Source organism: Ancylomarina sp. YFZ004 (assembly GCF_054254355.1).
In genome coordinates this window covers 1-11,167 of sequence record NZ_JBTCHQ010000022.1, presented here as the reverse complement: position 1 = coordinate 11,167, position 11,167 = coordinate 1, and the positions used below count along the sequence as shown (strand labels likewise).

Here is an 11,167-nt window from a genome sequence, read left to right as displayed (position 1 = left end):
ACCACCTGTTCCATCAACATCTGTGACGTCAATTCTAAAATCAGCTGCAATTACAGATTCATCTGTACTTCTAGCTTCTATGCGAATATTATGAAATTCATCAGTTTCAAAGTCGATCAATCCTGCATTGGCAACAGTAACAATTCCTGTTATCTCATGAATCTTAAATCGTCCGCCTGCATTATCCAATAGGAAGTATGTAATAGTATCACCATCATCATCGGTTGCTAAAGCGGTAATATGAACCAAATCATCACGTTTTGCATTTTCACTTAGAGAATTAGCATCAGTATCACTATCTCTTAGATTAGCAATAGCATTATCTGTATCACCACCTGTTCCATCAACATCTGTGACGTCAATTCTGAAATCAGCTGCAATTACAGATTCATCTGTACTTCTAGCTTCTATGCGAATATTATGAAATTCATCAGTTTCAAAGTCGATCAATCCTGCATTGGCAACAGTAACAATTCCTGTTATCTCATGAATCGTAAAACGTCCGCCTGCATCATTCAATAGGACGTAAGTGATATTATCACCATCATCATCGGTTGCTAAAGCGGTAATATGAACCAAATCATCACGTTTTGCATTTTCACTTAGAGAATTGGCTGCAGTATCACTATCTCTTAGATTAGCAATAGCATTATCTGTATCGCCACCTGTTCCATCAACATCAGTCACATCGATTTGGAAGTCACCTGCAATTACACTTGTATCTGTACTTCTGGCTTCAATGCGAATAATATGAAACTCATCGGTTTCAAAATCTATTAAACTTGCATCGGCAACACTTACAACACCTGTTGTTTCATTGATCTTAAAGCGTCCGCCTGCATTATCCAATAGGAAGTATGTAATAGTATCACCATCATCATCGGTTGCTAAAGCGGTAATATGAACTAAATCATCAAGTTTTGCATTTTCACTTAGAGAATTGGCATCAGAATCATCATCAACTAAATCACCAATAGGACTATTCCCATCAATAATAGTAATGACTTTACTTTGCTCACCATTCTTTACAGCATTCTCGGATGATATAATATCAATACTCACTGTTTCATCAGACTCATTCAAATTATCATGAATGGATGTGAGTGTAACCACACCACTAGATTCTCCTACTGGAATCTCAATGAGTATTGAGGTTGTAGCATGACTTCCTGGAGTCAAGTCATAATCACTTGCTTCAGCAGTACCTCCATAGGCAAGATTTATCGTAACTGGTAAGTGGGTTGGGTAATCTAATTCAACAACAATTTCAGAGCTTTCACCATCTTCTTGAATAATTGGTTTTGATACAGATAGGCTAACCTTTAAGGGAACCACTCCAAAAAGCTGATCGAAATAATCAACACCCGAAGAATAAAACTTATATGAACGAGGGTTTTCTCCTGTAATAACATTGGATCCAAAGCTAACCTCTACAAGATATTGTTTACCAATTTCGGGACTAAAAACATAATTACCTAAGCCTTCAGGAAAACCAAAGGATCCAGGAAGTTTAGTTATAAAAGTTTCAACTAGCTCATCACTTCCACCGATACTTTTATCGTAATCCTTATCCCAGTATAGACGAACCTCTGCTCCAAGAAAAGGTAATTCACCAACATCCATAACACCATCCTGATCTATATCTTCGAAAACAGTTCCACTAATAGTACCCGGTGTAAAAAGGTCGCAACCATGATCTGGAAGATTTAACTGGCAAGACTTTGTTACTCCTGAACTATATGAATGCCAATACGTATTTATTGAATTTTCATTTCCATAATCGTAGTCTAACCAATTATGACTTGGCGCAACGTCTCCTGTCAAATCAACCTTAAGTTGACCATCGGGTAAATTTTCGCTAATATTTCTATCATCCCAGTATAACTTAGGCACATATGGAGTAGGCGTTTCTGGTCGAACGGTTCTTGGAACCAAACCTGTTGTTAGATGTTCAACATCATACATTGGAAAATGAAACGTTCCCTGAAAATAATCGAAAATCATAGAGATGCTTTCAAAATCAGTAACTACATTTCCTTTACCATCTAATCCATCCCAGGCTATATCTCGAATTAAAATGCCTTCTTCATTTGGGAAAGGGACTGATAAAGTTGTAATTATTCTATCTCTTGTTCCTGGATCAAATTTATTCGGAGTGCCTTCAAAGTCGAGAAGCAAATCAATTCGCCCCTTATTCTCGACAGCTACACGGAAAAAATATTTACCTGGACAACCAAATAAACGAGGGTAATCATTTTCCTCATCCACTATAAATTTACCATATCCATCTGCAGAGGGAAAAGCTGTTACATCTGGCTCATTCAAAAATATTTTATATTCCGGAGAAAGTTTATTTTCATTTTCAAGGGACTTTCTGTTTACTTCAAAATCGAGTGTATTATCAGTACCTGTCGAATTAAAAGCGATATTAAAACGAGCGCCTCTAAATCCAGAATTTTCAAAATCAACCTCAGTCACATAACCTCCACTATAGGATGTAGATTCAGCGTAACTGTATACCTTACCATTAAAATCTCTGTCATACCAATCCATTGAAATACGTGGGGAGACTAAAGCCCATTGCTTAGCATAAACTCTTCCATCAATTGCTTTCGATCCTGCACCCTTGGTAGCAACGGTAATATCCCACCACTCGGTATAAATAGGTCTTTTTCCTTCACTAGCCTCGGCAGCACTAAATTCAATATAGTAATCACCGGTACCACTAGTTGGGTAAAATGCAAATGCATTATAACCCCCAGAACCACATAATTGATTCGGGCCATTTTTAACCTGACCCAAAGATGTAATCATATTTCCAGGAACCTTCTCACCATTATGTGAGCCTGCATTTGGCCATACGACATTCCCATTAGGGTCCTTAATACGCATCCAAGCATTAACTTTAGTCATTGACTCTGAATTTGCATGCCCACTGTTTACAAATTGTGAAAACCCAAAATAGATCACCTCATCAGTAGGATTTTGAACATGGATGTAAATACGCTCCGTGTCTGTACTATTATAATTCCCAAAATTTCCATGTTTGGCATCACTAAAGGCTGTATATACGCGATCTGTAGATTTTGGAGCCAACTGTTTGGTTCCTTCTGCAAAGGTTTTATATGAACCAATACATAATATTACCATCAAGAATAACATTACTTTTCTTAAGTAATGACTAAGTTCTTTATATGAGTATAAATTTTTCATATATTTTGTGTTTTGATAGTTCTTCACGCTACAATTTTTTCCAACTCAAACTACCTATGTTCTGAAATTACAATTCGCTTCGAAAACGAATTCGGGGATGTTATAAAGCCAACTTTAAAACATTAAATAGGAATTTATCCTATTGAGAGAGAATTATGATTCAAGTATAGAATCATATAGGGATCACTTATTTTTCAAGATGTACATCTAGAAAAGTATTCAACTCAAAATCGACACATCGGTTTATTCTATACCAATCTTTTAATGACTGGCCTTCAAGTCTATCGAAAGGCGAACTCTCTCCTAAAGCTAGAATAACAACTCTATTGATATCGATACCTTCTTTAATGAAAAACTTACGAGTTGCGGAAGCTCTTCTAAAAGCTAATGCATCATTATACTCTGATGTACCACGAGAATCGGCCCTTGCCACAAGAGTTACCATCAGTTTATCATTTTTCTTTAATAGATTAACAACTTCATCTATATTATCTAAAGCCTCTTCTTTCACATTTGATTTATCGTAATCGAAATAGACAGTTGCCAATTCATCAGGCAGAAATTCGTTTTTAATATCCTTTTCAGGCATTAATTTCATTGACAGTTCGTGACTAATATTCAAATCACTATCATTAGTTCGAAATCTAAAATCGATAGCGTAGTAACCATCTTTTTTAGCAAAAACTCTGTAATCTTTATTAATATCCAACTCTACAGTATAACTCCCAAGTCCTAACTCTGGGTGAAGATCTATAATGTCAGGTTCGATAATTTGAAGAATATTCGGAACCAATAATTCACCACTAGCGAAATCCTTAGTTACAAAGTTCACTTTAACATTAGGAAGAGCTGGGCGTTCATTCATCTTAAAAAAGTGCGTCATCTCTGGATCCAGTATATGACTATATAAAACTGTGTCGACTGGATAATAGCCAGATTTTTCAATCACAATTTGATAAACTTGCTCACCTTTTAGATCAAATGAATATTGACTTTTCTTATCATCAAATTTTACTTCAACTCCCTTAGGCTTGATAAGGCTAACGTGGTCTGGGATAACAAAATTTTTATTTAGAGAATCTTTTATCACAAGATTAATTCTATTGTCTTTCTCTATTTCAAAGCTGTAAATATCATCTTCACCCAATCCCCCATTTCTATTCGAAGCAAAATGACCACGCCTGCCATCAGGATGCATAACGAAAGAAAAATCATCGGCACTTGAATTCATAGGTGACCCAAGGTGTCCAGGTTTAAATTCCCGTCCATATGTATTAACAACATATAAATCTAATCCTCCCTTACCTGCATGCCCATTAGAAGAGAAAAACAAGGAATTATTTGAATTAAAATGAGGAAACATCTCATTGCCTTTTGTATTTACTAGCTCACCCAAGTTTTCAGGCTTCGACCATTCACCATCAATCAGATGACTTCGATATAAATCAGTTCCACCAAACCCACCTGGCATATCAGACACAAAATATAAATCCTTCCCATCCTTCGAAAGACTAGGATGGCCTACGGAATATTCATCACTATTGAATGGAAACTCAGCACTTACCTTCCATCTACCTTTTTTTTCTTCGGCTATAAATATTTTCAGATTATTAACACCGTTTTTGTCTCGTTTCAACTTCCCTTTAAAATAGTTACTCCTGGTAAAAAACATTTTCTTGAAATCAGAAGAGAAACAAATAGCACCTTCATGGAATTTTGATCCAATACTATTGCCAAAACGGGCAATTTGATTTTTTGGTTCTTGAGTGTCATCGTATAAGAACAAATCCAAAAAGAATTCACCATTCCAATCGTATTTATCGCCTCTGTAGTCTTTACTTTGTCGACCTGAACTGAAAATCATATTCTCCTTATAATAGGTAGGCGAAAAATCAGTATAAATCGAATTAAAAGGCGAAGATGACAATTCACAAATAAGATCTTTGAGAGTCTCTTTCTCAAACTTTTTCACATTCTCAATTTCTGTCTGAATCCCCTTATCATCGGAATGCTTATCAAGATATTGCTGATAAACAAGCTTAGCCTGTCCATATCGACCTCTTTCTTTCAAAAAGTCTCCCAGTAGAATAAAATCTGAATCCTCTTTATCTTCATTCTCAATCAACAACCCAAAATATTCAGTCGCTTTATCGATATGGTTCATTTTATGATACGATTGAGCTAATCTTCTCAAAACATGAACGTTTTCAGAATTATGTTTCAATGCATATTCGTAATATTCAATAGCTTTCTTATAGTTAAAATCATCGAACTCTCGGTCACCCGAACGCACAGATAATTTCTGTGAGAAAGAAGCTGATGAAATAGCTAGAAGAATGAAGAATAATACAAACCTATTCATGATATATTGTTGATTTTATAATGTTCTAGAAATAACGAGGAGATCTCAATCTCTTCGATTTAAATACGATATCATAGCTCATAGATATTTCATGTGAGCCATGTGTTCGACTGGATAATTTTGAAACAGCAATATCATACGAGTAACCCAATCTGAGTTGATTATTGATGTTAACTTGAAAAATAGCTGCGACAGAATCCTCATTTCTAAATGAAGTGCCTAACCAAAATCGATCTAAGAAAATTGCCGTTGCTGAAAGATCCCATGAAAGTCTTGATCCTTGGGTTGCTTTTAATAGCAGGGTTGGTTTCAGCTTTATAAATGGATTTACCTTTACTAAATAACCAGCCATTAAGAAATAATGTAATTTACTCTTGTCTAGTTTGGTATTTGAGATACCACCACCTTTAATTTCTGTTTGAAGCAGCTTGGGTATAGAAAATCCTACAAAGAAATCATCTCCATAAACATAACTACCAACACCAAAATTAGGGAGCACATCATTACTAATTTCTTGTATTAAAGGATCGTATTGGTCTACAACTCTGGAGTTTGTTAAATCAACTTTTTGATGAGTTAAACCGGCCTTTAAGCCAAAATTCATAAATACAGTTTTGGCTAACTTAATCTTGTAAGAAAGATCAATACCAACATCTGTACTTTCCTCAGGACCAATAATATCTGTTTCCAGAGTTAAGCCAACACCCATATTAAAAAATGAAATAGGAGAATTTATAGAAAGAACTGCACTTTTGGGCGCACCATCTAAACCAACCCATTGCTTTCTTGCAATTCCAAGAATCTGAGTAGATCCTCTAGAACCAGCATAAGCAGGATTGATAGACGAAGGGTAATTCTGATATTGGGTAAACATTTTATCTTGTTGCCCAAAACTAGAAATCACAAGCCCCATCAAGAACAGTAATGTAACAAGTTGTTTTTTCATTTAATTACAGCATTACATCTTCAGTTATCGTTAGAAACCAAAGGTGTTTTTATAGTGTGATTTATAGTTGATTATAGAATGTATTCTATAATAAGGTACACAAAAGTCTTATTTTTTTTGGACTTAACAATACCAATTCCACGAACCGCTCTTATGTTTACATGAGACACATTTTTTACTTGGCTAAAAAAAAATCATTCTAAATTACTTACACTAAAAATCAGATTCAAACATAAGATTCCATTTTTGATAAAAACAACTCTCTGATGCCAGTAAATTCTTTTTAACAGATTTCATTCTCATTAGGTCATATGTCGATAATCACTTTAGTAAGAAATGTTACATTTGTCAATAAATTCTTCGTATCATATACTTCAACCCAATGAAAAAAATAATAAACCCCTTTATAAATGGTGACAATGGCAATTGTTTTGGTTGTTCCCCTCATAATAGCAATGGCTTAAAAATGGATTTTTTCGAAGATGGAGAGTTTCTTATTGCAGAATGGGAACCTCAACGACACCTCTCGGGTTTTAAAAATGTTCTACATGGCGGTATACAGGCTACCATAATGGACGAGATTGCTAGTTGGGTTGTATTTGTAAAATGCCAAACAAGTGGCGTTACGACAGAATTGAATGCCAAATACAGAGGATCTGTCCTTACAGATCAAGGAAAAATTACTGTGAGAGCCAAGTTAATCTCTCAAGAAAAAAAGTTTGCTAAAATCTATACCGAAATTCTCGACCACAAAGGCAAGCTAGGATCGCAAGCAGAAGTGACCTATATGATTTTCCCTCAGGAGATGGCAAAAAAGAAATTCGAATATCCAGGTATAGAATCTTTCTATGAAAAAGAATAAAATAAGAAATCTCAACTAACATAAATCACAATCTAACAACGAAATACTAGTCATATCGAATCTAAATTCGATATGACTTTTGCATTTAAACTAAAAAAGAACTTATTTTGCCGCTCGAATAAAAGCATCATCTGGGAAACTGGTAACTCCGAATTTTAAATTCGGCCAAAAAACGAAAGGATGAATACCATTATTAAGCATAGCACATTAGTGCTTTCCATATCTACAAAAAGATACCTCTCTTCCTTAAGGAGAGCGCTTACCTCCCACCTGCATTTTATTCTCATCACAATTACCTATAAGCAAAGTAAAATATTCGATTTTCATCTTGCAAATTCTGATCAAGATCAGGTGGACTTTTCAATTTCTCACCCCTTAAACAGAATTAATCATGCATAGATTTAAAGCCATAATCTGGGACTATAACGGAACTCTTCTCAACGATATTGAAATCGGAATTGAGAGCATCAACCTCATGTTGAGCAAACGAAATCTTCCATTACTCACAAGTGAAAGTTATCGTGAGGTATTTACATTTCCTGTAAAAGATTATTACGAAAGAGTTGGTTTCGATTTTCAAAAAGAAGATTGGGATTTAACGGCCCACGAATTTATTGCCAATTACACAAAGCGATTACCGCATTCCGATATTTTTCCTGAAGCTAGAATCTTACTTGATCTATTTAAGAAACAAGACAAGAAACAATTCATTCTATCAGCAATGGAAATGAATATGCTAAAGGATTCAACACAACAACTAAATATTCAAGGCTTTTTCGACGAAATATCTGGCATCAATGACATATATGCCAGTTCGAAAGTAGAGAATGGTATAAGTCTATTTCAAAAGCATCAATTAAAAGCTGAAGATGTTTGCCTATTCGGTGATACAACTCACGATTACGAAGTTGCGCAATCTTTAGGTTGCCATTGCTATTTAATTGCATCGGGACACCAATCCTATAAAAAACTTAAAGCAACAGGATGTTCCAATATTATTGAAAGCTTGAACGATATAAAAACAGAATAAACAACCATTTTAGATATCTTTTTTTTTTACAACCAATCATTTTATTAAACCGATGAAAAAACTACTGACGATTTTTGCAATTCTTTCAGCATTTGCTGTAAATGCTCAAAACTTACAATTGCACCGTGATTTTGAACGTGGACATTTGACAACGACTTTCGAAATGTTTAAAATGGACAAATGGGGTAACACCTTTACCTTTATTGACTTTGATTACGATGCTAAAAACGGAATCAACCAAGGTTATTTCGAGATTGCTCGTGTATTAAAAACTGAAAAGATGCCTATCGGTCTTCACATTGAGTACAATGGTGGTGTTGGTAGTGCTGAAACTCCAGCAATGAACTTCGGCTACACAATTAATGATGCTTGGATCTTTGGTTTGAATTACGCTAAAGGTGGTGCCAAATCAGGATTCTCAACTTACGCAGGTTATAAGGCCATTAAAGATGCTGGTAAGGCAAACTTCCAAATAACTGGAACATGGTATGTTAACATGTTTGATAATAAATTAACATTTTCTGGTTTTGCTGATCTTTGGTCTGAAAATGGCGATGCTGTTGCTCTTGCATCAGGAAGTGTTTCTGACAAACTAGTATTCTTAACTGAGCCTCAGTTATGGTACCATGCCAATAAAAACTTATCTCTTGGTGGTGAGATTGAAATCTCAAATAATTTTGCTGGTGACGATTTTAAAGTTCGTCCTACTTTAGCTCTGAAGTGGAACTTCTTATAAATCCCTTTATCACAATATAAATGAACTGTAGCAAATCCAATTTTGGCAAGCTGCAATTCGCAATTCTAAACGACGATGTTAGATAAATATTTCAACATTACAGGTAGTGGTTCTACTCTCAAAACTGAGATTGTAGCAGGTATTACCACTTTCATGACAATGGCTTACATCCTTGCCGTGAATCCAGATATTCTAAGTGCCACAGGTATGGATAAGGGCGCTGTTTTTACAGCAACTGCTCTTTCTGCAATTGTAGCAACATTATTTATGGCTCTTGTGGCTAAATTACCATTTGCATTGGCTCCAGGTATGGGATTAAATGCATTCTTTGCATTTACTGTTGTATTAGGAATGGGATACAGCTGGCAGTTTGCTTTAACTGCAGTTTTCATTGAAGGTATTATTTTCCTATTACTAACAGCTTTCAATATTCGGGAGCTAATTGTCAATTCAATTCCTTTGAACTTGAAGCACGCAGTATCTGGAGGTATTGGTCTTTTCATTGCTTTTATTGGACTTAAAAATGCTGGTATTATTGTTGATAACCCTGCAACATTAGTTTCTTTGGGAAGCATGAAAGATCCTGCAGCTATTGTTGGACTTGTTGGTATCGTTATTACAGGTGTGCTTTTAGCTCGTAAAATGAAAGGCGCTTTGTTAATTGGTATTCTTGTGTCTACAGTTCTTGCTGTAATTCTTGGAGTTGCACACCTTCCAGAAGGTTATAAATTTATTAGTATTCCTCCTTCAATTGAACCTGTCTTCTTCAAGTTCGACTTTTCTAATGTCTTTAGCTTAGATATGGCTGTTGTACTTTTCACATTCTTATTTGTGGATATGTTCGATACCGTAGGTACACTTGTTGGTGTGGCTTCAAAAGCTGATATGCTGGACAAAGAAGGCCGTGTACCACGTGTTAAGCAAGCTCTTTTTGCTGATGCTATTGGAACTTTCTTTGGTGCTATGTTCGGTACTTCAACTGTTACAACATATGTTGAGAGTGCTGCCGGTGTTGCAGAAGGTGGTAAAACAGGTATGACAGCTTTATCTACTGCTGGTATGTTTGCTATTGCTTTATTGTTTGCTCCCGTTTTCATTATGATTCCAGGTGCTGCAACAGCGCCAGCTCTTGTGATTGTAGGTTTATTTATGTTGTCTCCGATCTTCAAAATCGATTTGAATGATTATACAGAAGCAATTCCTGCATTTTTAACGATCATCATGATGCCATTAACATTTAGTATTGCAGAAGGTATCGTATTTGGTATGTCATCTTACGTGCTTCTTAAATTATTAACTGGCCGTTACAAGGAAGTTAAGCCTATCATGATTGTGATTGTTATTCTTTTCATGATCAAATTCTATATATAGTAGAAAACTTCATTTTCTATACTAATCTAAATAGATCAATTTGAACATTGAGCTTTGGCTCATGTCCAATATTTTATCTCGAAATCTGATCTAAACCCAAGCTCCACGACCCCAATCGTGGAGCTTATTTTTTGCGCTTATCTCAAAATCTCAAGAATTGCGTCAATACATTTATCCTTTTCTTCAATAAAACTCATATGCCCTGAATGTTCAAAAACGACGGGTTGCATTCCATTTTCATTTGCCCAAGCCATTCCTTTATCAAAAGAGATAAAATTATCTTCCTTACCTATAAAACTATATTTGGGAACGGATAATTCTCTTAGCATTTCATTTCTATCCGGACGATTCATCATAGCATTTAAGGCCGTTACAATTCCTTCATCCTTGGTGTTTGAAGCAATCTCTATCAAAACATCAATCTCTTCAGAGAAGGCCTCTTGATTCTTTTTCGAAAATGTATTAGGGACTGCGGTACTACATATCAATTCCTTTTTGCCTTTTCTGATAAATACAATTTCACGAGCTCTATTAGATTTTTTTTCTTCAGTATCAGCATTGGCTGTAGAATGCAGAAAAGAGAAACTCGCCAACTTATCAACATATTTATCCGCGAAAGCCAAAGCCACATAACCTCCCATAGAATG

Annotated in this window: 8 protein-coding genes; 4 read left to right on the top strand and 4 right to left on the bottom strand. The window is 35.4% G+C overall.

Annotated features, from left to right (window positions below; genetic code table 11):
* The 3 genes from ACXR6G_RS19960 to ACXR6G_RS19950 all read right to left on the bottom strand — a co-directional run.
* Positions 1–3,213, bottom strand: a 3,213-nt coding sequence (locus ACXR6G_RS19960) for a cadherin repeat domain-containing protein (protein WP_458363220.1), incomplete at its 3' end; no start/stop codon positions are given.
* Between the two features lie 187 nt (positions 3,214–3,400).
* Positions 3,401–5,575, bottom strand: a complete 2,175-nt coding sequence (locus ACXR6G_RS19955; RefSeq protein ID WP_458363219.1) for an OmpA family protein — start codon at positions 5,573–5,575, stop codon at positions 3,401–3,403.
* Positions 5,576–5,600: 25 nt separating this feature from the next.
* The gene (locus ACXR6G_RS19950) at positions 5,601–6,521 is read right to left on the bottom strand and encodes a PorP/SprF family type IX secretion system membrane protein (protein ID WP_458363218.1); all 921 of its coding nucleotides are present in this window, start codon (positions 6,519–6,521) and stop codon (positions 5,601–5,603) included.
* Between the two features lie 382 nt (positions 6,522–6,903).
* Here ACXR6G_RS19950 and ACXR6G_RS19945 point away from each other — a divergent pair, with 382 nt between their 5' ends.
* From ACXR6G_RS19945 to ACXR6G_RS19930, 4 genes are all read left to right on the top strand, one after another.
* On the top strand, positions 6,904–7,383 hold the full coding sequence (locus ACXR6G_RS19945) for a PaaI family thioesterase (RefSeq protein WP_458363217.1): 480 nt from the start codon (positions 6,904–6,906) through the stop codon (positions 7,381–7,383).
* Between the two features lie 391 nt (positions 7,384–7,774).
* On the top strand, positions 7,775–8,413 hold the full coding sequence (locus tag ACXR6G_RS19940; RefSeq protein ID WP_458363216.1) for an HAD family hydrolase: 639 nt from the start codon (positions 7,775–7,777) through the stop codon (positions 8,411–8,413).
* 52 nt (positions 8,414–8,465) lie between these two features.
* The gene (locus tag ACXR6G_RS19935) at positions 8,466–9,149 is read left to right on the top strand and encodes a DUF5020 family protein (RefSeq protein ID WP_458363215.1); all 684 of its coding nucleotides are present in this window, start codon (positions 8,466–8,468) and stop codon (positions 9,147–9,149) included.
* A 75-nt stretch (positions 9,150–9,224) separates the two neighbouring features.
* Entirely contained in the window at positions 9,225–10,520 is a 1,296-nt protein-coding gene (locus tag ACXR6G_RS19930) for an NCS2 family permease (protein ID WP_458363214.1), read from the top strand.
* Between the two features lie 137 nt (positions 10,521–10,657).
* Here the strand turns inward: ACXR6G_RS19930 and ACXR6G_RS19925 are convergent.
* The coding region (locus ACXR6G_RS19925; RefSeq protein WP_458363213.1) for a hypothetical protein at positions 10,658–11,167 on the bottom strand (510 nt) is incomplete at its 5' end.

What these genes read in the sequence shown, in the direction of transcription:
- ACXR6G_RS19945 (WP_458363217.1), top strand. Translation starts at nt 6,904, where the DNA reads ATGAAAAAAATAATAAACCCCTTTATAAATGGTGACAATGGCAATTGT.
- ACXR6G_RS19950 (WP_458363218.1), bottom strand. Translation starts at nt 6,521, where the DNA reads ATGAAAAAACAACTTGTTACATTACTGTTCTTGATGGGGCTTGTGATT.
- ACXR6G_RS19930 (WP_458363214.1), top strand. Translation starts at nt 9,225, where the DNA reads ATGTTAGATAAATATTTCAACATTACAGGTAGTGGTTCTACTCTCAAA.
- ACXR6G_RS19955 (WP_458363219.1), bottom strand. Translation starts at nt 5,575, where the DNA reads ATGAATAGGTTTGTATTATTCTTCATTCTTCTAGCTATTTCATCAGCT.
- ACXR6G_RS19940 (WP_458363216.1), top strand. Translation starts at nt 7,775, where the DNA reads ATGCATAGATTTAAAGCCATAATCTGGGACTATAACGGAACTCTTCTC.
- ACXR6G_RS19935 (WP_458363215.1), top strand. Translation starts at nt 8,466, where the DNA reads ATGAAAAAACTACTGACGATTTTTGCAATTCTTTCAGCATTTGCTGTA.